The organism is Ornithinimicrobium ciconiae, from assembly GCF_007197575.1.
In the GTDB taxonomy this organism is placed as follows: domain Bacteria; phylum Actinomycetota; class Actinomycetes; order Actinomycetales; family Dermatophilaceae; genus Ornithinicoccus; species Ornithinicoccus ciconiae.
Genome location: NZ_CP041616.1, coordinates 2,064,780 through 2,089,849 on the forward strand (window position 1 = coordinate 2,064,780; position 25,070 = coordinate 2,089,849).

At 68.9% G+C, this 25,070-nt stretch carries 23 protein-coding genes and 1 pseudogene; 12 read left to right on the forward strand and 12 right to left on the reverse strand.

The features are described from left to right. Positions 1-92 precede the first annotated feature (92 nt). Entirely contained in the window at positions 93-1,145 is a 1,053-nt protein-coding gene (gene wecB / locus FNH13_RS09385; protein WP_143783204.1) for a non-hydrolyzing UDP-N-acetylglucosamine 2-epimerase, read from the reverse strand. Positions 1,146-1,268: 123 nt separating this feature from the next. Here wecB and FNH13_RS09390 point away from each other — a divergent pair, with 123 nt between their 5' ends. The 4 genes from FNH13_RS09390 to FNH13_RS09405 all read left to right on the forward strand — a co-directional run bounded on the left by FNH13_RS09390 (position 1,269) and on the right by FNH13_RS09405 (position 6,969). Then, positions 1,269-2,399, forward strand: coding sequence for a glycosyltransferase (locus tag FNH13_RS09390; RefSeq protein ID WP_143783205.1), 1,131 nt, complete (start codon positions 1,269-1,271; stop codon positions 2,397-2,399). Beyond that, positions 2,396-3,478, forward strand: coding sequence for a glycosyltransferase family A protein (locus FNH13_RS09395; RefSeq protein ID WP_143783206.1), 1,083 nt, complete (start codon positions 2,396-2,398; stop codon positions 3,476-3,478). Before FNH13_RS09390 ends, FNH13_RS09395 begins: the two co-directional genes overlap by 4 nt. Before the next feature lie 189 nt (positions 3,479-3,667). Beyond that, positions 3,668-4,999: a nucleotide sugar dehydrogenase gene (locus tag FNH13_RS09400; protein WP_143783207.1), complete on the forward strand. Its 1,332-nt coding sequence runs from the start codon at positions 3,668-3,670 to the stop codon at positions 4,997-4,999. Next, positions 4,996-6,969, forward strand: a complete 1,974-nt coding sequence (locus FNH13_RS09405) for a DUF6541 family protein (protein ID WP_143783208.1) — start codon at positions 4,996-4,998, stop codon at positions 6,967-6,969. Before FNH13_RS09400 ends, FNH13_RS09405 begins: the two co-directional genes overlap by 4 nt. On the opposite strand, the gene FNH13_RS09410 is transcribed toward FNH13_RS09405, so the two are convergent. After that, complete coding sequence (locus tag FNH13_RS09410; protein WP_143783209.1) at positions 6,966-8,108, reverse strand: hypothetical protein; 1,143 nt, start codon at positions 8,106-8,108, stop codon at positions 6,966-6,968. The two genes, FNH13_RS09405 and FNH13_RS09410, sit on opposite strands and share 4 nt — an antisense overlap. Before the next feature lie 103 nt (positions 8,109-8,211). Here FNH13_RS09410 and FNH13_RS09415 point away from each other — a divergent pair, with 103 nt between their 5' ends. Next, positions 8,212-10,263, forward strand: a complete 2,052-nt coding sequence (locus FNH13_RS09415) for a cation:proton antiporter (protein WP_228266326.1) — start codon at positions 8,212-8,214, stop codon at positions 10,261-10,263. Positions 10,264-10,363: 100 nt separating this feature from the next. On the opposite strand, the gene FNH13_RS09420 is transcribed toward FNH13_RS09415, so the two are convergent. After that, positions 10,364-11,140, reverse strand: a complete 777-nt coding sequence (locus FNH13_RS09420) for a glycerophosphodiester phosphodiesterase (protein WP_228266327.1) — start codon at positions 11,138-11,140, stop codon at positions 10,364-10,366. A 154-nt stretch (positions 11,141-11,294) separates the two neighbouring features. On the opposite strand from FNH13_RS09420, the gene FNH13_RS09425 reads away from it, so the two are divergent. The 3 genes from FNH13_RS09425 to FNH13_RS09435 are packed head-to-tail and all read left to right on the forward strand — an operon-like array spanning position 11,295 to position 14,975. Further along, positions 11,295-12,665: an ABC transporter substrate-binding protein gene (locus tag FNH13_RS09425; protein WP_143783210.1), complete on the forward strand. Its 1,371-nt coding sequence runs from the start codon at positions 11,295-11,297 to the stop codon at positions 12,663-12,665. Positions 12,666-12,693: 28 nt separating this feature from the next. Further along, on the forward strand, positions 12,694-14,046 hold the full coding sequence (locus FNH13_RS09430; protein WP_202878739.1) for an ABC transporter permease subunit: 1,353 nt from the start codon (positions 12,694-12,696) through the stop codon (positions 14,044-14,046). Beyond that, complete coding sequence (locus FNH13_RS09435; protein WP_143783211.1) at positions 14,043-14,975, forward strand: carbohydrate ABC transporter permease; 933 nt, start codon at positions 14,043-14,045, stop codon at positions 14,973-14,975. Before FNH13_RS09430 ends, FNH13_RS09435 begins: the two co-directional genes overlap by 4 nt. A 54-nt stretch (positions 14,976-15,029) precedes the next feature. Here the strand turns inward: FNH13_RS09435 and FNH13_RS09440 are convergent. After that, positions 15,030-15,422: pseudogene (locus FNH13_RS09440) on the reverse strand (UDP-N-acetylglucosamine 1-carboxyvinyltransferase); the annotation flags it as partial. Positions 15,423-15,653: 231 nt separating this feature from the next. On the opposite strand from FNH13_RS09440, the gene FNH13_RS09445 reads away from it, so the two are divergent. Together FNH13_RS09445 and FNH13_RS09450 are read left to right on the forward strand one after the other, a co-directional pair. After that, a complete protein-coding gene (locus FNH13_RS09445; protein ID WP_143783212.1) occupies positions 15,654-15,884 on the forward strand; it encodes a ribbon-helix-helix domain-containing protein in 231 nt (76 codons plus the stop codon). Further along, the gene (locus FNH13_RS09450) at positions 15,881-16,012 is read left to right on the forward strand and encodes a type II toxin-antitoxin system PemK/MazF family toxin (protein WP_228266328.1); all 132 of its coding nucleotides are present in this window, start codon (positions 15,881-15,883) and stop codon (positions 16,010-16,012) included. Before FNH13_RS09445 ends, FNH13_RS09450 begins: the two co-directional genes overlap by 4 nt. Before the next feature lie 36 nt (positions 16,013-16,048). On the opposite strand, the gene FNH13_RS09455 is transcribed toward FNH13_RS09450, so the two are convergent. The 5 genes from FNH13_RS09455 to FNH13_RS09475 all read right to left on the reverse strand — a co-directional run bounded on the left by FNH13_RS09455 (position 16,049) and on the right by FNH13_RS09475 (position 20,279). Next, entirely contained in the window at positions 16,049-16,387 is a 339-nt protein-coding gene (locus tag FNH13_RS09455) for a type II toxin-antitoxin system PemK/MazF family toxin (protein ID WP_143783213.1), read from the reverse strand. After that, entirely contained in the window at positions 16,371-16,568 is a 198-nt protein-coding gene (locus tag FNH13_RS09460; RefSeq protein ID WP_143783214.1) for a hypothetical protein, read from the reverse strand. Before FNH13_RS09460 ends, FNH13_RS09455 begins: the two co-directional genes overlap by 17 nt. A 137-nt stretch (positions 16,569-16,705) precedes the next feature. Continuing rightward, a complete protein-coding gene (locus FNH13_RS09465; RefSeq protein WP_143783215.1) occupies positions 16,706-18,235 on the reverse strand; it encodes a helix-turn-helix domain-containing protein in 1,530 nt (509 codons plus the stop codon). A gap of 88 nt (positions 18,236-18,323) precedes the next feature. Further along, the gene (locus FNH13_RS09470) at positions 18,324-19,655 is read right to left on the reverse strand and encodes an HRDC domain-containing protein (protein WP_143783216.1); all 1,332 of its coding nucleotides are present in this window, start codon (positions 19,653-19,655) and stop codon (positions 18,324-18,326) included. Positions 19,656-19,667: 12 nt separating this feature from the next. After that, on the reverse strand, positions 19,668-20,279 hold the full coding sequence (locus FNH13_RS09475; RefSeq protein WP_321169188.1) for a DUF3000 domain-containing protein: 612 nt from the start codon (positions 20,277-20,279) through the stop codon (positions 19,668-19,670). A gap of 66 nt (positions 20,280-20,345) precedes the next feature. Here FNH13_RS09475 and hemE point away from each other — a divergent pair, with 66 nt between their 5' ends. Further along, entirely contained in the window at positions 20,346-21,488 is a 1,143-nt protein-coding gene (gene hemE, locus FNH13_RS09480) for a uroporphyrinogen decarboxylase (protein WP_143783218.1), read from the forward strand. A gap of 8 nt (positions 21,489-21,496) precedes the next feature. Here the strand turns inward: hemE and yczE are convergent, their stop codons facing one another. Next, positions 21,497-22,177 carry a membrane protein YczE gene (gene yczE, locus FNH13_RS19045; protein WP_165700073.1) on the reverse strand — a complete coding sequence of 227 codons (681 nt, stop codon included), beginning with the start codon at positions 22,175-22,177 and terminating at the stop codon, positions 21,497-21,499. A 60-nt stretch (positions 22,178-22,237) separates the two neighbouring features. Between yczE and FNH13_RS09490 the strand changes: the two genes are divergently transcribed. Beyond that, positions 22,238-23,035 carry a deoxyribonuclease IV gene (locus tag FNH13_RS09490; protein ID WP_143783219.1) on the forward strand — a complete coding sequence of 266 codons (798 nt, stop codon included), beginning with the start codon at positions 22,238-22,240 and terminating at the stop codon, positions 23,033-23,035. Positions 23,036-23,064: 29 nt separating this feature from the next. Here FNH13_RS09490 and FNH13_RS09495 read toward each other — a convergent pair whose 3' ends face one another. Together FNH13_RS09495 and FNH13_RS09500 are read right to left on the reverse strand one after the other, a co-directional pair. Beyond that, positions 23,065-23,754 (reverse strand): potassium channel family protein, encoded by a 690-nt coding sequence (locus FNH13_RS09495; protein ID WP_143783220.1) that lies wholly within the window; start codon positions 23,752-23,754, stop codon positions 23,065-23,067. Continuing rightward, positions 23,747-25,063, reverse strand: coding sequence for a TrkH family potassium uptake protein (locus FNH13_RS09500; RefSeq protein ID WP_143783221.1), 1,317 nt, complete (start codon positions 25,061-25,063; stop codon positions 23,747-23,749). The genes FNH13_RS09495 and FNH13_RS09500 overlap by 8 nt, the downstream gene beginning before the upstream one ends. Positions 25,064-25,070: the final 7 nt, after the last annotated feature.

Below are 25,070 nucleotides of genomic sequence, written 5' to 3' on the forward strand. Positions count from 1 at the left end.
GACACCAAAATCCACGACACCAACCTGGGCACGGTTATGTGGGATGCGCGACGGATATATCACGCGCTCAGCGTCGATAAGCGTGCCCAGGTTCAGCTGAGCGCGTCCAGCACCGCCGCCGCGGCCTCGCCGGTGCCGTAGGGCGCGGCGTCCGTGGGCTCCGGAGCCGGTCGTGAGGCGGCGGCTGCCACGGCGGGGCCCGGCTCGGCCAGCACGTTCCAGCCCAGTTCGACGGTTTCGACCCACTCGGTCTCGGTGCGCACGGTGGTGCAGGGGGTGCGCAGGACGAAGGCTTCCTTCTGCAGGCCGCCGGAGTCGGTGATCACCCCGCGCGCGGCGTCGACCGCGGCCACCAGGTCCGGATAGGCCAGCGGGTCTCGGGTGGTTAGCGAGCCACCGTCGAGGTCCAGCCCGTGCTCGGCCGCCTTGGCGCGCAGCCGTGGGTGGGCCAGCAGCACGACCGGGTGATCGACCTCCTGCAGCGCCGTCACGATGGCCGACAGCCGGGCCGGGTCGTCGGTGTTCTCCGCGCGGTGGATCGTGGCGATCGAGAACCCGCCGTTGCTCAGACCGAGCCGCTCCAGCACCGCGGCGGTGTCGGCCAGCCGCTCACGCACCAGCATCAGCACGTCCACCATCACGTCGCCCACCTGCACCGACCGCTCCGCCAGGCCTTCCGCGGCCAGGTGGTCCATCGCGACCTGCGTCGGCGCGAGCAGCAGGTCGGCGGCGTGGTCGGTCAGCACCCGGTTGTGCTCCTCGGGCATCCGCCGGTTGAACGAGCGCAGCCCCGCCTCCAGGTGCGCCACCGGCAGGTGCTGCTTCACTGCCGACAGGGTCCCTGCCAGGGTGGAGTTGGTGTCGCCATAGACCAGCACCCAGTCCGGCCGGTGCTCGTCCAGGACAGCGTCCATCGCTCCGAGGATGGCGCCGGTCTGGACCCCGTGCGTGCCGGAGCCGACACCGAGGTGGACGTTGGGGTCGGGGATGCCCAGGTCGGTGAAGAAGACGTCGGACAGCATCGGGTCATAGTGCTGTCCGGTGTGCACGATCACGTGCTCCACCCCGCGCCGACGGCACTCGTCAGCGATCGGAGCGAGCTTGACGAACTGCGGGCGGGCACCAACGACACTCAGGATCTTCACGGCGCCCAGCCTACGGCGCACCCCCCTCGGGAACCTGGGCACGGTTCTTCGCGTGGTGCGAGCGATATCTCTGTCGCACAGCACGCGGCGGCGTGCCCAGTGGGGGCGAGATAGTTTGGCACCATGCGCATCCTCGCCGTGACCACCTGGCTGCCGACGCCGGCCAGCCCGTCGACCGGTGCGTTCGTGGTCCGGGATGCGCAGGCGATCGCCGGGCTCGGGCATGACGTGCGCCTGGTGCATCTCGTACCGCCGTCGCAGTATGCCGAGGGGTTGCCGGAGCGGGACACCGTCGGGGGAGCCGCCGGCTCAGTGGGCGCCCTGCCGGTCACCCGGGTCCCGATGGCGACCTCGAACCCTGGTCAGATTGCTCGGGCGGGTCGTGTGCTGCGAGGCCTGGCCGAGCACGCCGACCTGGTCCACACCATGGCGTTCTCCAGTCTGCTCCCGTTCGGGTTCCGTCGGCCGAGTGCGCCCTGGGTACACACCGAGCACTGGTCCGGGCTGACGGCCCCGCAGACTCTGCCCCGCTCGTGGCAGGTGGCTCTCCCGGTGCTCAAACCGCTCCTCGGCCGCCCGGATGTCGCGACGGCCGTGTGCGACTACCTGGCGGCCCCGATCCGGGACGTCCGGGGTGCCAAGCTGACCACGGTGGTGCCGTGCATCGTGCCGGTGCCCGACCCGGTGCCGCCCAGGCCGGCGGACGACCGGAAGCTTCGCCTGGTCTCGATCGGTGGTCTCATCGAGCGCAAGGACCCGCTGCTGGCGGTCGACACCCTCGCCGAGCTCCTCGTCAGAGGCCATGACGCACGGCTCACCTTCGTCGGGCAGGGCCCGCTGGAGGGCGACATCCGGGTGCATGCCGAGGCGCTGGACATCACCGACCGGGTCAGGCTGACCGGGTCCCTTGACCGGGACGGGGTCCTGGATCAGTTGGCCCGGGCGCACCTGTTCCTCGGCCCGACCCGGGGGGACAACTTCTTCGTCTCGTGCGCGGAGGCGCTGGTTGCCGGCCGACCCGTGGTGGTCGGCTCGACCGGGGGACAGGGGGAGTACATCGATCCCCGCGTCGGTCAGACGGTCGCGACACAGAACGCCACTGCCTATGCCGACGCCGTTGAGTCCGTTGTCGACCGCACGCGCAGCCTGACCGCCCAGCAGATCTCCGACACGGTGGGGCAACGGTTCTCGGTCTCGGCGGTAGCCGCCGGCTATCAGGATGCCTACGACCGCGCTGGACGGGGCCGGCGGTGAGGGTCGAGGTCGTCATCGCGGTCCACACGCCGAGCCGTCCGGTCGGCCGGGCTGTGGCCAGCGTGCTGGACGGCAATACCGGTCCGGATCCAGCCGCACCACACACCGGCGTCACGGTCGTCTGCCACAACATCAGCGGCGAGGAGATCGCACCCGGCGTCGACGCTCAGCACCGGGACCGGGTGCGCTTCCTCGAGCACCACGACGGGATCCGCTCTGCTGCGGGCCCCTTCAACGCTGGCATGCGTGCCGCTCGCAGCGAATTCGTCTCGATCATGGGCAGCGACGACTCACTCCAGCCCGGCGCCATCGACGCCTGGCTCGACCTGGCCGACCGCACCGGGGCCGAGACCGTGATCTCCCGGCTCGTCATCGGCGAGTGCCACCGCCCGGTGCCCACCCCGCCCACCCGGCCCTGGCTGCGTGGCCGTGCCGACCCCGTGGCTGATCGCCTGGCTTATCGCAGTGCCCCGCTCGGGCTGGTCTCCACCCAGGCTCGCGAGCGCCTCGGTGCGGAGCTGGTCGAGGGGCTGCCGGTCGGTGATGACGTCCCCTACGTCACCCGGCTCTGGGCCGAGACGAGGGTCGCCTGCCAGCGGCGTGGCCCTGCATACGTCATCGGTGAGGACGCGACAGACCGGGTGACGCTGGCCCCGCGACCCATCAGCAGGGAGCTGATGTTTCTGCGGCACCTGCTCGAGCAGCAGTGGTTCCTCGACTATCCGCAGTCGGTGCGTGAGGCGGTGGTGATCAAGGCGATCCGCGTCCACCTGTTTGGTGCGGTCTTCTATCGGAGCGAACCGGACCACTGGACCGCCGCGGAGCGCGAGGATTTGCGGGCGGTCGCCGTGCAGCTAGCCCGGTCGGCCCCGGGGGCGGCACACGTCCTCTCCCGTGCTGACCGCGACGTGGTGGATGCCATCCTCGACCTGTCCGTGCCCGCCGACGAACTCATCCGCCGCGCTCAGGCCAGGCGCCGCCACGGCACCCCGGGGACGGTGTTGACACGTGACCTTCGTCATCTCCTGCGCCGGGAGGCGCCGCCACGATTCATGGCGGCCTCGCTGCTCACGCGCTGAGAGTTCGACACCGCACCGTTGTGTCAGGCACTCACAGGGTCAGCACCGCGCCAGTGCCTGACACAAGTGATCCGTGATGGCGCCTAAACTCGGACGCGTGGGGAGCACCCCTCGCTACTGCGGAACACCAGCACAGACCAGCACGTTGGACCCCGGCACCCGCACCGAGCTGTCGAGCACAGGAGAACCATGAAGATCGCCGTTGTCGCCCTGGGCAAGATCGGCCTGCCGTTGGCGGTGCAGTTCGCCGACGCCGATCCGAGCCACGAGGTCGTCGGCGTCGACGTCAACGCCACCGTGGTCGACCTCGTCAACCAGGGCACCGAGCCGTTCCCGGGGGAGGCCCACCTGGCCGAGAAGCTGGCCGAGCTGGTCCCGGCCGGTCGACTGCGCGCCACCACGGAGTATGCCGACGCGATCCCGGGCGCCGACGCGGTCGTCCTCGTCGTCCCCCTGTTTGTCGACACGGACGGTCAGCCGGACTTCGGCTGGATGGACGACGCGACCAAGAGCCTGGCGCAGCACCTGACCCCCGGCACCCTGATCTCCTACGAGACGACCCTGCCGGTGGGCACCACCCGCGGCCGGTGGAAGCCGATGATCGAGGAGCTCTCCCGCCTCACCGAGGGGTCCGACGAGGGCTTCCACCTGGTCTTCAGCCCCGAGCGGGTGCTCACCGGGCGGGTCTTTGCCGACCTGCGCCGCTATCCCAAACTGGTCGGTGGCCTCACCGAGGCCGGCACCGCGCAGGCGATCGAGTTCTATGAGTCCGTCCTGAGCTTTGACGAGCGGGACGACCTGCCGCGCCCGAACGGCGTCTGGGACATGGGATCCGCCGAGGCGGCCGAGATGGCCAAGCTCGCCGAGACGACCTATCGCGACGTCAACATCGGCCTGGCCAACCAGTTCGCGCGCTATGCCGACACCGTGGGCATCGACGTGCAGCGGGTCATCGAGGCCTGCAACTCCCAGCCCTACAGCCACATCCACCAGCCCGGCATCGCCGTCGGCGGCCACTGCATCCCGGTCTATCCGCGCCTCTATCTGTCCACCGACCCCGACGCGACCGTCGTGCGCAACGCACGCGAGGCCAACGCCGCCATGCCGGAGTATGCCGTCGCGCGCGCCGAGTCCCTCCTGGGCTCGCTGCAGGGGATGCGCGTCGTGGTGCTCGGAGCCTCCTACCGCGGCAAGGTCAAGGAGACCGCCTTCTCCGGGGTGTTCGGCACCGTCGAGGCCCTGCAGGAGCGCGGTGCGCGGGTGCTGGTGCACGACCCGATGTTCTCCGACGAGGAGCTGACGGCGTTCGGGTGGGAGCCCTACCACTGGACCCCGGGCCAGGCCGGCGAGCCGGTGGACGTCGCCATCGTCCAGGCCGACCACCCGGAGTATGCCGAGCTGTCGGCGGCCGACCTGCCGGGCCTGAAGCTGCTGCTGGACGGCCGGCGCATCACCGACCCTGCCGCGTTCACCGGGGTGCCCCGGCTGACCATCGGCGGGGGTGAACCGGTCAGCGTATGAGCTGGTGGGGGGTGCTGCCCGGCATCGTGCTGATGGCCGGACTCTGGCTGGTGCCGGGCTATCTGTTCCTGCGTGCCCTCGGGGTGCGCGGACTCCTCGCGCTGGGCGCGGGAGGTGGGGTGACCTCCGGCCTGGCCGGAGTGCTGGCGATCGGCTACGACATCATCGGCATCCGATGGGGTCTGGTGACCTTCCTGGGCGGGTGCGTGGCCGCCATACTCGTGGCGCTGCTGGTCGGTCGCCTGCTGGGCACCACCACCCATCCGGCCGGCGAGGTCATCGCTGGTCAGCGACGTCTGGCGACCAGCGAGCGGGGCTGGTTGGTCGTGACCGGCACCGTCGCGGCCACCGTGCTCGCGATGGCGATGATGACCGGCATGAAGCGGGCCGACATGCCGCTGCAGGTCTGGGATGCCGTCTATCACCTCAACGCGCTGTGGCACATCCAGGACTCGGGCAACGCGTCCAGTCTGGGTGCCCTGTCGGCGATGTATGCCGAGACGACCGCACCGTACTATCCGACCGTCTGGCACTCGATCGTGGCGATCGCCCCAGGCTTCGACAATGTCACGCAGGCCTCCAACGCCTCCTCGATCGTGCTCGGCACCGCCGTCTGGATGTGCGGGCTGGTCGCGCTCAGCCGTGTGGTCTGGCCCGCTCGGGCGCTGCCGGTGGTGCTGACCCCGATCATCGCCTCGACCTATGTCGCCTTCCCGGCGGTCGCGGTGTCCATGCTCGGCGTGTGGCCGTTCGCGGTGAGCGTCGCCTGTCTGCCCGGTGCACTGGCGCTGATGATCGCCTCGCTGCGGGGCAACCAGACCTGGCAGATCCACCTGGCCCACGGCCTGGGTTTCGCCGCCTCGGCGGCCGGTGTCGTGCTGGCCCACGGCTCGGGGCTGTTCTCTCTGGTGCTCCTCGCGGCGCCGCTGCTGGGCGTCCTGCTGTTCCGGCAGGGGCGGCGCTACTGGCGGCGCGGCTACCAGGTCCCGGTCGGTCTGGCGCTGGCGGTGCTGGTGCTCGCCATCCTGGTGGGCGGCTACTGGCTGATCAACTTCCCCCCGGTGCAGGCCATCGTGGACTACGAGCGCGGCGGTCAGCAGAGCTACTTCCCGGGCATCGGCAGCCTGCTGATCGACCACCCGCTGATCTACGTCTACTCCGTCACCTCGGTCAACCTGGTGATCACCGCGATGGCGTTCGTGGGGGTCTATCTGACGATCACCCGCAAGCACGCCCGCTGGTTGGTCGTGGCGCTGGCGGCGTCGGCGATCCTGACCCTGCTGGCGGCCGGCCCGCCGGAGAACATCTTCCGGCCGCTGGCCGGCTTCTGGTATACCCAGGCCTCGCGCCTCAACCAGCTGTTCGTCATCCCGATGATCGTGCTGGCCGCCGGCGGTCTGTCCTGGACCTGTCGCACGCTCGCCGACCGGTGGCGTCTGTCGATCACCGGAACCACCGCGGTGGTCCTCGTCGGGGTGGCTCTGGCGACGTTCGGGCTGCGCTGGCCGTCGCAGGTTGAGGTGATGTCCTCGGTCTACAGCAACTGGCCGATCGCCTGGGGCACGATGATCGACTCGGAGGACGAGCTGGCGATGATCGACCGCGCCGCCGAGACCCTGCCGGACGATGCTGTGGTGCTGGGGGAGCCGGTCAACGGCTCGCCCTACCTGCTGGCCCGCAGTGATGTGCAGGTGGTCTTCCCCCAGCTCACCCCGATCGCGGCCTCGCCCGAGCGGCTCCTGCTGGCCGAACGGTTCAACCGCTGGTACTTCGACACCGACGTCTGCCAGGCGGTGCGCGATCTCGGAGTGACCCACGTCTATGTCGACGACCTCAGTTTTGAGGAGGGCGGCAAGTGGGAGGACACCACCCAGGGCCTGCACGTCATCTCCACGGACCGCCCGGGTTTCGAGCTGGTCGACCGTGGTGGGCAGGCGTCGCTGTGGCGCTTCACGGGGTGTGACGACTAGCGCCGGCTCGCCCGCCACCGCGTCAGGCTGACCTGGCCGAGCAGCCAGAACAGGCCCGTCACGGCCACGGAGATCAACGTCGGCAGGGCGCCGTCGGTGGTGATCCAGACCGCCATCGTGACGAGGAGACCGAGGAAGACCATCACGAAGGCGCTGCACAGCCCGAAGAACCAGAAGTTCTCGCGGGCCTGGGCGGCGATGGGTCGTGACAGGGACCGGGACTCGAGCAGGGTCACCAGGTGCAGCAGGCCGAACCAGCCCCAGATCAGGAAGGGGCCGACGAGGGCCGATCCTGCGCCGAGGGAGACCGCCCACTCGTGGTCATCGATGTCCGGCCCGACGCCGGCGTCACTGACGCCCCGCCAGACCAGCAGCAGGACCACGAGCCCGACCAGGACGGCGATCAGCACCCACCCCACCCGGGCGAGCGTCCGGCGTGCCGGGCCGTGCGGGACGGTGAGCGCCGGCGATCCTGGCTGGCTCTCGCCGTGGTCGGAGCCGGCCGACACTGGCGCGGCTGCCACATCGGCGTCACCAGCGCCGATGTCCGGATCCCCAGCGACGGGCTCCAGCTGCCCGGCCTCTGCCCCGCCCTGGGACGGGCGAGCCAACAGTTCGTCGACGATCGACCGCAGCGTGCCCTGCGAGGCGGTGAGGGCGGCGATCCCGCGGGCGGTCAGCTCGTAGTTGTCGTCGGAGCCGATGGCCAGCCTCCGATCGACATCGGTGAGCTCGTCGAGCAGCGGGACATCACTCGGCTCCAGCTCGTGAGCCCGCACCAGGGTGACATCCGGGCTGGCGGCCTCGGGCAGCTGGAGCGAGACCTGCGTGACCGGGCCGGCCTCCTCACGCAGGAAGGTCAGCCAGACCCGGGCGCCGGCCGGAAGGTCGCCCTTCTTGTGTCTCGGCCCGCGGATCTCGTGGATCAGGATCGGCACCGCGATGCCCGCCATACAGAGGGCAAACCACACCCAGAAGGTGGGCAGGTGCAGATCAGGCTCCTGCTCGCGCTCCACGAGCATCCGGGTGAGCATCGTCAGTGCGACGGCCAGCATCGCCATGAGCGGGGTCAGCACCACGACGGACCCGATGATGGCGACCGGTCGGGGCAGGACGAAGGAAGCCTTCGCTGACTGCATGCGCCTCCTGCCGTGGGTCGGTCCTGGTGGTCGGACGTGCCGACCGGTCGTCTCGGTCCTCCAGCCCCCTCGTCTTGAGTCTGGAGCGGCCGGAACGTAGCGTATGGCACCCGTCGCACGCCGTCGGGCCCACCCCGCGGCGGTGACGATCGCGCTGCCCGGACCGTCCGACATACAGGGGAAGTCAGTGGAACCCGTCGTCTATCTCGCGGTGGTCCTGGTCGTCGGGGCGCTGGCTCAGTGGTTTGCCTGGGCGGTCCGGGTGCCCTCGATCCTGGTGCTGCTCGTGGTCGGGTTCCTCGGTGGCATCGTGGTGAGTCCCGATGAGGTGCTGGGACGCGACGTGCTCTTTGCCGGCGTGACGCTCGCCGTCGGCATCATCCTCTTTGAGGGGAGCATGTCCCTGCGGCTGGCGCACGTGCGCGATCTCGGCCGGCCGGTGGTGCGGCTGAGCACCGTCACGGTCCTGCTCGCCTGGGCGATGATCACCGCGGCCGGCTGGGTGGTGGGGCTGGACCTGCAGCTCGCGCTCCTGGTGGGCGCGATCCTGGTGGTCACCGGTCCGACGGTGATCAACCCGATCCTGCGCCAGTTGCGCCCCACCCGCCGGATCTCCTCGCTGTTGCGCTGGGAGGGCATCGTCGTCGACCCGATCGGGGCGATCCTGGCGGTGCTGGTCTATCAGGCGGTGCTCGTGGGCAACCGGGAGGACGCCTTTGGCACCGCCCTGCTCACCCTGCTCATCTCGGTCGGGGTGGCGCTTGGCTTCACGGTCGTGCTGGCCGTGCTGATCGAGGTAGTGATGCGCCGCCACCTCGTGCCGGACTATCTGCACGGCACCCTCTTCATGGCGGTGGCCGCGGGGGCCCTGGTGGGGTCCAACCTGATCCAGTCGGAGAGTGGCCTGCTCACCGTGACGGTCCTGGGCATCGTGCTCGGCAACCGCCCGCACCTGCATCTGGAGCACGTCAAGGAGTTCTACGAGCACCTGCAGGTGCTGCTGATCGGGGTGCTCTTTGTCATCCTGGCCGGGCGGATCTCGCCCGAGCAGGTCCGGGACGTGCTGCCGATGGCGCTGCCCTTTGCGGCGCTGCTCATCCTGGTGGTGCGGCCGGTCAGCATCTGGCTCGGCCTGATGGGGACGGAGACGACCCGCAAGGAACGCCTGCTGCTGTCCGGCATGGCCCCACGAGGCATCGTCGCCGCGGCCGTGACCAGCATCTTCGCCCTGGAGCTGGAGCATGCTGCCGAGACGGCCCAGGGAAGCCGGACCGAGGCCCTCACCAGGCTGGCTCAAGGAGCAGAGTCGATGGTGCCGTTGGTCTTCGTCACGATCGTGGTCAGCGTCGCTGTCTACGGCCTGGGTGTGGGGCGTCTGGCGGAGCGGTTGGGACTGGCCACGACCAATCCGCAGGGCGTTGTCTTCGCCGGCTCGCAGACGTGGGTGCGTCAGGCTGCAGGTGCCTTGGGAGAGCTCGGCGTGCCCACGATCCTGGTGAGTCAGGAGTCGAGGGAGCTGCAGCAGGCCCGGATGGCGGGTGTGCGCACGGAGCGCACCAACATCCTGTCCGACTACGCCATCAACGATCTCGATCTGGCGGGCATCGGCAGTTTCCTGGCAGCGACGGACGACGATGGCACCAATGGCACCGCGGCACGGGAGTTCACGCACACGCTCGGACGCGCCCACGTCTTTCAGTTGCGTCGGCAGGACGCGCGGCCGACGGATGGGGAGGGGAGTGAGAGCAGTGGTGGCGCCGGGGGTGCTGACCGGAAGGCGCCCGCTGGGGGACCGAGGAGTGCTGACACCAGCGCGCACGGCACGCGCGCCAAGGCGAAGACGCGGGGTGCCAGCACGACGACGGCACGCAGCCAGAGCGCGGACCATGTCTCCGCTCGGGCGCCCTTCCACCCGGCTCTGACCTACGAGCAGTTGGAGGAGCGGGTTGCGGCGGGGATGAGTGTGCGCCGCACGACGCTGACCGAGGCGTTCACCCTCCAGGACTATCTGGAGCGCAACCCGGATGCGGTGCTGATGTTCACGCACGACGGCACCAGTGCCTCGGTGCTCACCGAGGACACGGACGTGGCCGAGTCCGGAGTCACTCTGATCGCGCTTGCGCCCCCACGGGAGGTCCGCCGGAACTCCCAGTGACGCATGGCTACCCGAACTCCTTCTGCTGATGGTCTGCCAGGTGTTCTGCTGATGGTCTGCCAGGTGTTCTGCTGATGGTCTGCCAGGTGCTGGGTGCGGGTCAGCTCCAGAGGCCGCGCTCCTGGAGGACCTTCTTGAGCAGGTCCGCCCGATCCGTGACCAGTCCATCGACTCCGAGATCGAGCAGCTGGTGCATCTGCGTTGGGTCGTTGACCGTCCACACGTGCACGAACTTGTCCGCCGCGTGAGCGGCGGCGACGGTCGCTGCGGTCACCACGGGGATGCCTTGGTGGCTGACCGGCACCTGTAGGCCATCCGCGTCGCGCAGGGTTGCCGAGACCAGTCTCTGGCCCCTGCCCCGAGCCAGGGTCGCCAGACGGAACTGTGCCGTCCGGGTCTGCCCGGCGGATGTCACGACCGGCCGGGTGAGCCGACTCAGGGCCGCGCGACGTCGAACGTCGGAGAAGGACGTGACACACACCCGGTCATGCGCTCTCGCCCGTTCGATGACCCTGACGAGGGGGCCGATTGCCGCCGGAGCCTTGATGTCAATGTTGAACCGGGCCGTGGGCCAAGCGTGCAGCATCTGCTCCAACAGCGGGATCTGCTCGGTCCCACCGATCTTCGCTTCAGAGACCTGCGACCACGGCATCCGGGCTATCTCGCCGGCATGGTCGGTCGTACGGTCCAGAGTCGCGTCGTGAAAGGCCACCAGCACACCGTCGGAGGTCGCGTGGACGTCCGTCTCGAGATACTGAAAGCCCAGGTCGATGGCTGACTGGAAGGCCTTCATCGAGTTCTCGAGACCGTGCAGGTCGAAACCCCGGTGCGCGAGCGGGATGGGACCCTCGTGCTCGAGATATGCGGTGTGGCTCACACCGGGCACGTTAGCCGACGGCACATCCGCGGTGAATGTTGCGCGAACGTGACCTCAGGTCGGGCAAAGGTGGCTACGTTGGGAGGTACCGCAGGATCACCCTTCGAAGGAGTTCATTGTGAAGAGATCTATCGGAATCGTGTAGGCCATCGCCATGGTGCTTGCCCTGGCCGCGTGCGGAGGCGACACGGCCACCGACACCCCGGCCGAGGATGACACGGCGGCGGAGGACACCAGCGAGGAGCCCCCTGCTGACACCGGCGACGACACCGCCACCGGGGACGACGCGCAGGAGACCACCGCCCCGGAGGAGGGCGGTCTGGCACTTCCTGACCTGTCGGGCGAGGAGCTCGAGGTCGCGGCCGTGTGGACCGGCACGGAGGAGGAGCGGTTCAACCTCGTGCTGGACGCCTTCGAGCAGGAGACCGGCGCCACCATCCAGTACACCTCCACCGGTGACGACATCGCCCCGGTGCTGACACCGCGCGTAGCCGGTGGCAACCCGCCGGACGTCGCCATGCTGCCCCAGCCCGGACTGCTCTCGGAGTTCGCTGGCCAGGACGCCCTGCAGCCGCTGACCAGCGACGTCGAGGCCAACATCGACGCCAACTACGACGCGGTCTGGAAGGACCTCGGCAGCGTCGACGGCGAGCTCTATGGCGTGTGGTTCAAGGCCGCCAACAAGTCGACGGTCTGGTATGACGTGGAGGCGCTGGACGCTGCCGGTGTCACCGCGCCGGCGACCTGGGACGACCTGGTGACCGCCTCGCAGACGATCTCCGACTCCGGCCTGACGCCCTGGTCGATCGCCGGTGCCGACGGCTGGACGCTGACCGACTGGTTCGAGAACGTCTATCTGTCCCAGGCGGGCGCAGAGATGTATGACCAGCTGACCAACCACGAGATCCCCTGGACTGACCCCTCGGTCGAGGAGGCCCTCAACACCCTGGCGGAGATCTGGGGCGCGGACGGGTTCGTGGTCCCCGGCGCCCTCCAGAACGACTTCCCCACCTCGGTGACGACGGTCTTCAGCAGCGGTGATGCCGCGATGGTCTACGAGGGTGACTTCGTAGCCGGCGTGATCAGCGGTGAGACCGACGCGGTCGTGGGGGAGGACGCCAACTTCTTCCCGTTCCCGGCTGTGGGTGACGCACCGGCCGTGGTCGGTGGCGGAGACGTCGCGGTGGCCTTCACCGACACCGAGGCCACGATGGCCCTGATGGCCTACCTCGCCTCCCCGGAGGCGGCCGAGATCTGGGTGGCCGAGGGTGGCTTCACCTCGCCCAACAAGAGCGTGGACACCTCGCTCTATCCCGATGAGCTGTCGATGGGGATCGCCGAGGGCCTGATCGCGGCGGGCGACGCGTTCCGCTTCGACATGTCCGACCAGATGCCGTCGGCGTTCGGTGGCACCCCCGGTGCCGGCATGTGGCAGGACCTGACCGACTTCCTGAGTGACCCGACGGACGTCCAGGGCACGATGGACAGTCTGGAGGCCAACGCGAGCGAGGCCTACGGGCGCTGACCTTCGCAGGTGAGCGAACGGCATACGCGTGACTGACACCACGACCGGGACGCGGTCGGGGGCGGGGTCAACCCGCACCCGACCGCGCTCTCGGCCATCTCAGGAGGGGCGCTGGCTGGCCTGGGTCTTCCTGGCCCCCGCGTCGGCCGTGCTGCTGGCCCTGGTGCTGTGGCCCATCGTCTACTCGATGTGGCGCAGCCTGTTCGACCGCACGGGCAAGTCGTTCATCGGGCTGGGCAACTACCAGCGGATCTTCACCGACCCGGACACTTTCACCGCGCTGAAGAACAACCTGATCTGGGTGATCGTCGCGCCGATCCTGGTGACCGTGCTCGGGCTGATCTTTGCGGTGCTGACCGAGCGGATCCGGTGGGGCACGGCGTTCAAGCTGGTCGTCTTCATGCCGATGGCGATCTCGTTCCTGGCCGCCGGCATCATCTTCCGGGTGGTCTATGAGGAGGACCCCAACCGCGGCCTGGCCAACGCCATCGTGACCAGCGTGCATGACATCTTCAACGACTCGTCGCAGTATCCAGGCGCGCGCCCCCGGGACGCCGGCGCACTGCCTGCCGCAGACGCCGGCGGGTTTGCCTCCGCCGCGCAGGTGGAGCCGGGCACCGTCCTGCAGATCCCGCTCGTCGGCGTGGGAGCCGACACGCTCCCGGAGGACCCCACAGTGGCCGCCCCACCCGGGGAGGCTGCGGCGGACACGGTCACCGGCACGGTGTGGTTCGACTTCGTGCGCGGAGGGGGCGGGACACCCGGTGAGATCGACGACGGAGAGGCGGCGCTGCCTGGCGTCGTGGTCCAGGCGGTCCGCGACGGTGAGGTGGTGGCGGACACCCTGACCGATGACAGCGGCCAGTTCACCCTGGAGGGACTCGACTCCGGCGCTGTCCAGATCGTGCTGCCGGCGGAGAACTTCGCCCCACCGTTCCGGGGGGTCTCGTGGCTCGGCCCCGGACTGGTCACGCCCTCGATCATCACGGCATACGTCTGGATGTGGGCAGGCTTTGCGATGGTCCTCATCGGTGCCGGCCTGTCGTCAATCCCGCGCGACGCCCTGGAGGCGGCGCGCATCGACGGGGCCAACGAGTGGCAGGTCTTCCGGTTGATCACCGTGCCGCTGCTGGCACCGGTGCTCACGGTGGTCCTCGTGACGATGATCATCAACGTGCTCAAGATCTTTGACCTGATCTACATCATTGCGCCCGGCTCGTCGGCCCCGGCGGCCAACGTCATCGCGGTGCAGATGTGGGCTGTGTCGTTCGGCGGCGCACAGGACTTCGGGATGGGCAGTGCGCTCGGCGTCTTCCTCTTCCTGCTCGTCCTGCCGGCAATGCTCTTCAACATCCGTCGCTTCCGGCAGGAGCAACTATGAGTGTGGCCACCGGCGGCGGTGCCGCCGCACTGCCCGAGGACGTCGACCTCAAGGAGAGGTCGACCCCCGCGGTGCGCAAACCGAGCGTCGGATCACGTGTCAGCGAGTTCCTGGGCCGGGGCGTGGTCTCGGTCGTGCTGGCCCTGATCGCGGTCTTCTGGCTGATGCCGACGATCGGGCTGTTCGTCGCCTCGTTGCGCACGGCGCAGGACAACAACACCACGGGCTGGTGGACGGCGCTGACCCGGCCGGCGCAACTGACCGTTGACAACTACCAGAAGATGCTCAACAACGACGGCATGGTCAACGCCTTCTTCAACACGGTCTGGATCACCGTCCCCGCCACCCTGCTCGTGGTGCTACTGGCGTCCCTGGCGTCCTACGCGTTTGCGTGGATGAAGTTCCCTGGGCGGGACTGGCTGTTTATCGTCATCGTCGGGTTGCTGGTCGTGCCGGTGCAGGTGGCGCTGATCCCGGTCGCCAACCTCTTCGGTGACGTGGGCATCTATGGCTCACGCATCTCGGTGATCCTGTTCCACGTCGCGTTTGGTCTGCCGTTCGCGGTGTTCCTGCTGCGCAACTTCTTTGCCGGCATCCCCCTGGAACTGATGGAGGCGGCGCGGCTGGACGGAGCGGGGGAGTGGCGCATCTTCCGCAGCGTCGCCCTGCCGCTCGGCCTGCCGGCGATCGCCTCGCTGGGGATCTTCCAGTTCCTGTGGGTGTGGAACGACATGCTCGTCGCGCTCGTCTTCGCCGACAGCTCGGCGGCGCCGCTGACGGTGGCGCTGCAGTCACAGACCAGGCAGTTCGGGTCCAACATCGACGTGCTGGCCACCGGTGCCTTCCTGTCTCTGGTGGTGCCGTTGGTGGTCTTCTTCTCGTTCCAGCGCTACTTCGAGCAGGGCGTGCTGGCCGGGTCGGTGAAGTAACTCGAACCCCCTGCCCAAAATGGGTCAGATGTCGCGGAAGGTCTGGATGTCGGCGCCGGGGCGCAGGGCGGGCGGGCACATGATTTCGCCGGCGCGCCACTTCGTCGGGCCCTCGACCATGACGCGGTGCGGGTCCATCAGGTGCACCTTGGCGCCCAGGGTGGTCAGCTCCGTGAGGTAGATCGCGCGGTTCTCATAGACCCAGTCGTGGATCAGCGTCGAACCCTCCGCCATCGCCGCGATGATCGCAAAGAAGGGCAGGTTGTCGATGTTGAGCCCTGGGAAGGGCAGTGGGTGGATCTTGTCGAGGGGGGCCTTGAGCGGGCCCGGAATCGTGCGCAGATCCACGAGACGGGTGTGGCCGTTGGCGGAGAGGTACTCCTCGGAGAGTTCGTAGCGCAGACCCATCGTGTCGAGGACAGCCAGCTCGATCTCCATGAACTCGAGACGCTACCGACCGATGTCGTATGCCGTGACGCCGGGCTTCTCCGACTGAAGCAGAAGGCGACCGCGTCGGTCATCGTGCGCGCTGCCCGCATGCTTTCGCAGCGCTTGGGTCAGGTGAGCGCCGTCGATGGTCAGGAGTCGACGAGCCTGCTCTGCGCGGCCGGCCAGCGGCACATCCGGACGATGCTACTGGGGTAGCAATTGCGGTCCTGCCCGAGCAGCATGGGGTGTATGAAGGTGAGTGTGAGTCTGAGCGAGGGGGACCTCGCGGCCCTCGACCGGTATGTCGAGCAAGCCGGCCTCGAGTCGAGGTCAGCTGTCATCCGGCAGGCCATCCGTCGCTTGCAGGACCCACAACTGGAGGCCGCGTATGCCGCCGCCTGGGAGGAGTGGGCTGTCGCAGGGGATGAAGACGCGTGGGCCGCAGCCTCCTCGGACGGGCTCACGGATGCTGCGCGGTGAAATCCAAAGCCCAGGCTGAGCAAATGCGTTCGGTCGCCGTTGGGCAAGTTGGCTCTGCCGTGGGCCGAGTTCCGCCTCGCGTCATGGCTGCGGTCGACGAAGCGCTGCGCCTCCATCTGCATTTGTGACCGCGCGACGCTCGGCAATTGAGTGCGTCTGGTGAGTTACAGATCCATGAGTAGCGCCAGCGTCTCGCGGACCTCGCCGAGGACGACCGGGCCTACGTTTCCTGCGCGCTCGTGGATGCGCGCCGTGGCGACGGAGCGCACATGTTGGCACTGCGCCGACGAGGGTGCCGCCAGTTGATTTCCCTCGTCGGGGTCGATGATTACCTCGGCGCTGCTCTGACGGATCGTCCGGGTCAGGGGCACGACTTGAATGACGTTCGGTTCCCCCCTCAGGACCCGACGCGCAGTCACGACGATGGCAGGTCGCCGAAGTCCCGCCTCACTGCCGGAAGGCATACCGAGATCAAGCTGGACGACATCACCCGGCGTCAGCATCCAGCCACTCAGCCTCTTCGTCGGTCAGGGCCGCCGCAAGGTCTCGAGCCATGGCGTCCTGGCGTAACGCTCGGATCGCTTTGCCCACGGTCTGGTCAATCGTCTCGTGCCGCTGGGCCGCCAGTCGAGTCACCCGCGCGTGTGTGTCCCGACTGATACGGATCGTCGTCGTTTCGCCCATCTCACCAGCATAGTCGGTGTAGACGAATTCGTCTACACCGACTGGCGCTGCCCAGAACATCCATCATGAGCAACATCACCATCGAGGGGAACCTGGCCGACGAGGTGGAACTGCGGCTCACGCCCCCCGAGCATGGGTTAGATGTCGCGGAAGGTCTGGATGTCGGCGCCGAGGTTGTTGAGGCGGGTGGCCAGGTCCTCGTAGCCGCGGTGGATGACGTAGACGTTGCGGAGCACGGACTCGCCGGGAGCGGCGAGCATCGCGAGCAGGATCACGACGCCGGGGCGCAGGGCCGGCGGGCACATGATCTCCCCGGCGCGCCACTTCGTCGGGCCCTCGACCATGACGCGGTGCGGGTCCATCAGGTGCACCTTGGCGCCGAGGGTGGTCAGCTCCGTGAGGTAGATCGCGCGGTTCTCATAGACCCAGTCGTGGATCAGCGTCGAACCCTCCGCCATCGCGGCGATGATCGCGAAGAAGGGCAGGTTGTCGATGTTGAGACCGGGGAAAGGCAGTGGGTGGATCTTGTCGAGGGGGGCCTTGAGCGGGCCCGGAATCGTGCGCAGATCGACGAGACGGGTGTGGCCGTTGGCGGAGAGGTACTCCTCGGAGAGTTCGTAGCGCAGACCCATCGTGTCGAGGACAGCCAGCTCGATCTCCATGAACTCGATCGGGACTCGCTTGATCGTGATCTCGCTTCCGGTGACCACGCCGGCGGCGAGCAGGCTCATCGCCTCGATGGGGTCCTCGGAGGGTGAGTACTCGATGTCCTGGTTGATCGACTCGACACCGGTGACGGTGAGCGTGGTGGTGCCGAGCCCCTCGATCGTGACACCCAACTGCTGGAGGAAGACGCACAGGTCCTGGACCATGTAGTTGGAGGAGGCGTTGCGGATCACGGTGGTGCCTGGGTGGCGGGCGGCCGCGAGCAGGACGTTCTCAGTCACGGTGTCGCCGCGCTCGGTCAGCACGATCGGACGCTGTGGTGCCTTCTCACGGTCGATGGTCACGTGATAGCTGCCCATCGTGGCGGTCACGTCAATGCCGAAGTGCCGCAGGGCGACCATGTGCGGCTCAACCGTGCGGGTGCCCAGGTCGCAGCCGCCGGCATAGGGGAGTTCGAACTCGTCCAGCTCGTGCATGAGCGGACCGAGGAACATGATGATGGTGCGGGTGCGGCGTGCGGCTGCCTCGTCGATCGAGCCCAGGTTGATGGTGGCCGGGGGGTTGATCTCCAGGTCGGATGAGTCCGGGAGCCAACGGATCTTGAAACCGATGCTGGTGAGCACCTCGACGATGCGGTTGACCTCCTCGATGCGGGCCAGGTTGCGCAGGGTGGTGCGGCCCTTGTTGAGCAGCGCGGCGCACAGCAGCGCGACGGCGGCATTCTTGGAGGTGCGCACGTCGATCTCGCCCGAGAGACGCTTGCCGCCGTTGATCCGCAGGTTCTGGGGCAGTGAGCTGCCCACGGAGACGATCTCGGAGTCAAGGCTCTCGCCGATGCGCGCCAGCATCTCCAGGGAAAGGTTCTGCTTGCCCTGCTCGATGCGGGCAACCGCGGACTGACTGGTGTTGAGCAGAGCCGCCAGCTCGGCCTGGGTGAGGTCCTTGTGGCGGCGGGCGTCACGGATCAGGGCGCCGATACGGGACAGGTAGCTCTCAGTCATCCGACCACTGTAGATCACATATGAGATAAGTCTATGCGGGCGCGCCACGGCCTGTGCCCGTTGCCGGAGCGGTCCCTTGTGCGTGCGGCTACTCCTGCTCGGGCTCGGCCTGCAGGGCCTCCGCCACGAGGGGACCGACGAGTTCACGCTGCCACTGTCGCGCCCCGTGCTGAGCGAGGGCCGCGTCCACGGAGTCGGTGTCGAAGCTCTCCGGTGGCTTCCACAGCACCCGACGCAGCGTGTCGGGGGTGAGGAGGTTCTCGACCGGGACGGTCACCTTCTCGGAGAGGGCAGCGATCGACTCCCGGGCGTGGGCCAGCCGCGCAGCAGCCGCCGGATCGCGGTCCACCCAGGCCCGCGCGGGCGGCGGGGCGTCACTGCGCCGGGCAATCTCCGGCAGCTCGTCCTCAGGCAGGCTGGCGGTGGCGCTGATGGCGTCGAGCCACTGGCGCTGATAGCGAGCAAGCCCCTGGTGGGCCCGGCGCTGCCGAGACCTGCCGGCTTCCACCGAGCGCTGGGAGGTCAGATCAGCAGGAGTGCGCGGCTGACGGACGGCCAGGTCCACCAGGGTCGCATCAGGAAGAACCCGCCCCGGAGCGGTGTCCCGCTGCTGGGCGATCTGGTCGCGGACCTGCCAGAGTGCACGCACCTGGGCAGCGACCCGGCGATTGCGCACCTTGTGCATCCCCGACGTGCGCCGCCACGGGTCCTGCCGCGGCTGGTGACCGGTGAACTCCACCTCGGCGGCAAACTCCTGGAGCGCCCACTCCGTCTTGCCCTGCTGCTCAAGGTCGGCCGCCACGGCGTCCCGCAGCTCGATGAGGAGCTCGACATCGAGCGTGGCATAGAGCAACCAGGGCTCAGGCAGAGGCCGGGTCGACCAGTCGACCGCGGAGTGCTCCTTGGCCAGGGTGACGCCGAGATAGTGCTCCAACACGGCGGCCAGACCCACCTTGGGTCGCCCGGCCAGCCGGGCACCGAGCTCTGTGTCAAACAGGGTCGAGGGCCTCAGTCCCACCTCAGCCAGGCAGGGGATGTCCTGGGTGGCCGCGTGGAGCACCCACTCGACACCGTGCAGCGCGTCGTTGACTGCCCCGAGGTCGGGCAGGGCGACGGGGTCGATCAGGACACTGCCGGCTCCCTGCCGGCGCAGCTGGACCAGATAAGCCCGCTGGCCATAGCGGTACCCAGAGGCCCGCTCGGCATCCACCGCGACCGGTCCCTGTCCGCCAGCGAGAGCGGTGACGACCTCGTCCAGGGCTCCCGCGTCGCTGGTCACCGGGGGGACACCGCCGGAGGGCTCGGTCAGCTCCTCAACGTCCGGAGCGGCGTCGGCAACATCGGTGAGCTCCTGGTGGTCAGAGGCCGATCCGTCGGCGGGTTCGATAAAGGTGGGATGCACGTCCGGGGAGTCTGCCATCGGGAGGCGACCTTATCGTCGCTGGGGGAGTGCGACGACCCCTTCGGGCAGCGGCGGCAGCCCAGCGACCGTGCACAACAGGTCACCCCACGCCTGGAGATGTCGGTCGATCCGCCCGTCGAGCGGGGTCCAGGACGCGCGGATTTCCATCTCCACCGTCGGCTCCCGATCAGAGAGCGCCCCAAAACTCTCGCTGAGAACACAGGTCACTGCCCCCGCCTCGGCGCCCCACTGCAGGTCACGGGCGTCCAGGGCGTCGGTCAACCAGGACCAGCCGACGCGTCCGACATAGGGATCGTGGCCCACCTCGGGCTCGACGGCGGCCTTGGCATAGGTGACGACCCGCCAGGGGCCCTCCCACGGCTCCGGCTCCTCCGGGTCGTGCAGCAGGACGAAGCGTCCGGTCGCGATCGGCTCGTCGTCCGCGTTGCGGCTGGGGATCACCTCGCCGGAGAGTGCCAGCGCCGAGGGGGCCAACCGGGTCGGCGCCGGGACCTCTTCGATGAGGACCTCCGGGCGCAGCACAGCAGCGTGCACGGACGCCAGCGCCTGAGCGAAGGTCGATTCGTCGCGCACGATCTCACCTCCGGACGCCTTGCGCGGCCGGGACTGAATGCGGCTCACCACTCGTTCAGAGTAGGGGCGCCCACCGACATGTCCCGGCAGGCCACGCCGACGACGCGCGGACGCATGACAGGATCGGGGATCGTGACCACCCATCCCATCGCGCAGCCGACCCCGGACCCCGTCCCCGCCGGGAGCCCCACCCACACCCCTGACACCCCGCCGAATGCCGACACGACCGCCAGCGCCGACCCTCGCCACAGCGCTCTGGTCACCGCCGCGCGGGGCGGCAGGGCACGGCATACCCCCGTCTGGTTCATGCGGCAGGCGGGTCGGTCACTGCCGGAGTACAAGAAGGTCCGCGAGGGCATCCCGATGCTCGAGTCGTGCGCGATGCCCGACCTGGTCACCGAGATCACCCTGCAGCCCGTGCGCCGGCACGGGGTGGACGCCGCGATCCTGTTCAGCGACATCGTCGTCCCGCTCAAGGCCATCGGCGTCGACCTGGACATCGTGGCGGGCACCGGTCCCGTGGTGGCCGAGCCGTTCGCGACCCGCGCTGACCTGGACCGGCTCCCGGCGCTGACTCCCGAGCACGTGCCTTACATCACCGAGGCCGTCGGCTCGCTCGTCGCGGAGCTGGGTCCGACACCGCTCATCGGCTTCACGGGTGCCCCCTTCACGCTGGCGAGCTATCTGGTCGAGGGTGGTCCGTCCAAGACGCACCAGCGCACCAAGGCGCTGATGCACGGGGACCCCGAGCTGTGGCACGACCTGTGCGCACGTCTGGCGCAGATCGCCGGCACCTTCCTGCAGGTGCAGATCGACGCCGGGGCCTCCGCGGTCCAGGTGTTCGACTCCTGGGTGGGGGCACTGCCGCGCACGGACTATCTGCGTTTCGTCGAACCGCACTCACGCGCGGTGCTGGAGACGGTCGCGGGCCAGGTTCCGCGGATCCACTTCGGTGTCGGCACCGGCGAGCTCCTGGCCGACATGGCTGCTGCGGGGACGGAGGTGATCGGCGTGGACTATCGCCTATCCCTCACCGACGCGGTCCAGCGCACAGGCGGGGCGTATGCCGTCCAGGGCAACCTTGATCCTGCGCTGCTGTTTGCTCCGTGGCCGGTCATCGAGGCCCGGGTCATCGAGATCGTGGAGGAGGGGCGTGCCGCCCCGGGACACATCTTCAACCTGGGCCACGGCGTCCTGCCGGACACCGACCCGAGCGTGCTGACCCGGGTGGTCGAGCTGGTGCACTCGCTCGGCTGACCGCCCCGTCAGTCGCGAGCGGGCGGGTTGACCTTGACGACCAGCGGCGGGAGGAAGAGCTGCGTCAGGGGGCCGATCGTCAGCGCGAAGAGGACTGTGCCGAGCCCCACGAGACCGCCCAGAAGCCACCCGCTGGCGACGACCGCGACCTCGATGGCGGTGCGGATGGATCGCACGCTGAAGCGGGTGCGGTGCGCCAGGCCGGTCATCAGGCCGTCACGCGGCCCAGGTCCGAGCTGAGCGCCGATATACATCGCGGTGGAGAAGGCGTTGAGCACGATGCCGGCCACCATCATGAGGATCTGCAGCACGAGCGGCTCCGGCTCGCTGAAGATCCTGAGCCCGGCGTCGGCCGCGAGACCGACCACGATCGCGTTGGCCACCGTCCCCACGCCCGGCATCTCCCGCAGCGGGATCCACAGCAGCAGCACGCAGAGGGCGACGATGATCGTGATCGTGCCAAAGCTCAGCGGCACGTGCGTGGCCACGCCGTAGTGGAAGACGTCCCAGGGGATCATCCCCAGGCCGGCCCGGATCACGATCGCCATGGACAGCCCGAAGAGGACCAGGCCGATAGCGAGCTGGATCAGCCGGTGGGGGAGTCGTCCGGCCCGGAGTTGCTGGCGTGGCGTCATGCGCTGCAGGCCGAGGACGGAGCGCGGCTCAGCGGGGTCGATGGGGGGTGTCACTGAGCCATCATGAGGCACGGGCCGTCGGTATCCGTCGGTGGGGGCGCCTACGGTAGAGCCATGGCACACCCGATTGGCGCACACGTGGGACAGACCGACCCGATCGCCGAGGCACAGGCCCGTGGCGCGGACGCGGTCCAGTTCTTCCTGGGCGACCCGCAGAGTTACAAGGGACCCGTGGTGGAGTATGCCGGGGGGCCGGCCGCGCTGAAGGCTGCGGCTGAGCAGGCGGGCGTGGATCTGTATGTCCACGCCCCCTATCCCATCAATGTCGCCTCGCTCAACAACCGGATCCGCATCCCCGGGCGCAAGCTGCTCCAGCAGCACGTCACCGCCGCGGCGCAGATCGGTGCCAAGGGGATCGTGGTGCACGGCGGGCACCTCGGGGTCGACGAGGACGCTGCCAAGGGCTTCGACAACTGGCGCAAGTGCATCGACGGCCTCGACATGCCGATCCCGGTGCTCATCGAGAACACCGCGGGCGGCGACAACGCGATGGCTCGCCGGCTCGAGGCGCTCGACCGGCTGTGGGAGGCGATCGGCCAGGCCGAGGGCGGCGACACCGTCGGCTTCTGCCTGGACACCTGTCACGCCCACGCTGGCGGCATCGATCTCAGCGACGTCGTCGACAGGGTGCGGGCGATCACCGGGCGGATCGACCTGGTCCACGCCAACGACTCCCGCGACGCCTTCGACTCCGGTGCCGACCGGCACACCAACCTCGGCTCTGGCCTGATCGCCGGTGACGCGGTGGCTGAGGTGGTGCGCGCCGCCGACGCCCCGGCCGTCGTGGAGACCCCGGGCGGGGCCCAGGAGCAGGGCGCCGACATCACCTGGCTGCGTGAGCGGGTGGGCTGAGCCGGCAGCGGTGCGTGGCCGGTGCGTGCCTAGGGCCGTTCGTGGCGCCGTGCCTGCAGGCTGCTAAACCGCTCGACGTCGGGGATGGTGCCAGCGACGATCAGCTCGTCACCGCGGGCGACCGGGGTGTCCGGTAGGGCGTAGGTGAAGCTGTCCCCAGGCCGCTTGACACCGACGACGGTGATGCGGTGGCGGGTGCGGATCGCGGACTCGCCCAGGGTCTTGGCCCAAGTCTCCGGCGGTGCATAGGTGCGAGCGATGGCATAGCCGCCCTCGAACTCGATGTAGTCGTTCATCAGGCCGGTCACCATGTGGCCGACGCGCTGGCCCATCATCAGCTCGGGATAGATCACGTGGGTCGCGCCGATCCTGTCCAGGATCTTGCCGTGCTTGCGGGTGATCGCCTTGGCCCAGATCTGCTCGACCCCGGCCTCGACCAGGGTGATGACCGCCAGCACGCTGGCCTCGATGTCGTTGCCGATCGCGACGACCGCCCTGTCGAACTGCCCGACGCCCAGCTGGCGCATGGCATCGCCGTCGGTGGCGTCGGCCTGGACGGTGTGGGTGAACTGCCCTGCGAAGTGCTGGACCCGCTCGGCGTCCTCGTCGACGCACAGCACCTCCACGTCCTGGTTCACGAGGGTCTCGGCGACAGCGGAGCCGAACCGCCCGAGGCCGATGATGAGGACGGTGGGCCGTGCGGTCCGGTTTCTAGCCAACAATGGGGCGCTCCTCGGGATAGCGGTAACGGCGGGTGCGGGTGTTGAGAGCCAGGGCTGAGGCGACCGTGATGCTGCCGACCCGGCCGATAAACATCAGGGCCATCAGAACCAGCTGGGCGGCGACCGGCAGGTCCGGCGTGATGCCCGTCGACAGGCCCACCGTGGCGAACGCGGAGACCACCTCAAATATGACATCGAACACGGGCAGAGAGGTCACAGCGAGGGTGATGACGGTGGCGACCGCCACCAGACCCACGGCGAGCAGGGCGACGGTCAGTGCCTGTCGCTGCACGTCGGTGCCGACCCGGCGACGGCCGATGGTCACGTCGGATTGGCCGCGAATCTCCGCAGCGATCACGGCGAACAGGATGAGGAAGGTCGTGATCTTGATGCCACCGGCGGTGCCGGCGCTGCCACCACCGATGAACATCAGCCCGGTCGTGATCGCCTCGGTCTCGTCCCGGACCTGGCCGTAGTCGACGCTGTTGAACCCCGCGGTGCGTGGAAAGACGCCGCCTCCGAGGGCGCCAACAGCCTGCCCTCCGGGACTCAGGCCGTCCAACGTGCCACCGGGAAGGCCCTCGACGATCCAGAACAGGGCGATGCCCAGGACCAGCAGCGCGACCGTGCCCCATACGGTCAGCGTGGTGTGCAGACTCCAGCGTCGTGGAGACCGCCAGCGGTGCCAGAGCTCGCGCAGCACGGGGAAGCCCAGGCCGCCCAGGACGATGGCGAGGCAGATGGGTCCGATGATCCAGATGTCGGTGACCATGCCCATGAGATTCGTGCTGAACAGGGCAAAGCCCGCGTTGTTGAAGGCCGAGCCAGCGTGAAAGATGCCGTGCCACAGGGCGCTGCCCCAGTCGTCGTCGTAGGCGGCGCGGAAGCGCAGGGTGAGCCCGATGGCGACGACCGTCTCGATGGACAGCATCAGGATGACCATGCGGCCCAGCACGACCCGGACGTCTCCGAGCGACGTGGAGTGTGTGTCTGCCTGCGCGACCAGGGTGGTGCGCAGCCCGAGCCTGCCTCGCACGGCGAGGGTCAGCAGGGTCGCCAGGGCCATCACCCCGAGCCCGCCGACCTGGATGAGGGCGAGGATGACGACCTGCCCGAAGCCGGTCCAGTAGGTCGCGGTGTCCACCGTCGTCAGGCCGGTGACGCAGACCGCCGACACGGTCGTGAACGCAGCGACCATCACATCCGGGGGAGTGCCCGGTGCCCGAGAGATCGGCAGGAGCAGCAGGAGGGTGCCGACGATCACCGCGAGAGCGAAGGCCCCCGTGATCAGCCGGGCCGGCGACACGGGCGCC